This window comes from Adlercreutzia equolifaciens (assembly GCF_029076695.1).
In the GTDB taxonomy this organism is placed as follows: Bacteria; Actinomycetota; Coriobacteriia; order Coriobacteriales; family Eggerthellaceae; genus Adlercreutzia; species Adlercreutzia equolifaciens_A.
The window spans coordinates 1-303 of the sequence record NZ_JARFIK010000380.1; the positions used below are offsets into that span (position 1 = coordinate 1).

General features: G+C 67.0%; 1 pseudogene. It reads left to right on the forward strand.

From position 1 onward, the window contains the following. Positions 1–303: pseudogene (locus PZH32_RS12835) on the forward strand (hypothetical protein); the annotation flags it as partial.

Genomic DNA, 303 nt, shown 5'->3' on the forward strand with positions numbered 1-303 from the left:
GGCCATGCGCCGCGCTGCTCCGCTCGTTCCCTCCATGCGCATTGCCTGCGACCGCGAGGCCTGGGCTGTGCGGGGGGCGTTGCTGCCCGATGGCGAGTTTGAGGGCGAGGTCGACGGCCTGGCGGACGCGCTGTTCGATCCCGAGCTGCGGCTTACCTTCGACGATCGACTGGAGAATTGGGATTGCTTCCGACCACAGGCGGGATGGTGCCCCATTATCGCGCCCCAGGAGTCCATCCTCGAGATCAAAAGCGCCGGACCGTATCCGCGCTGGTTGGTGACAGCGCTGTCGGCCCACGCCAT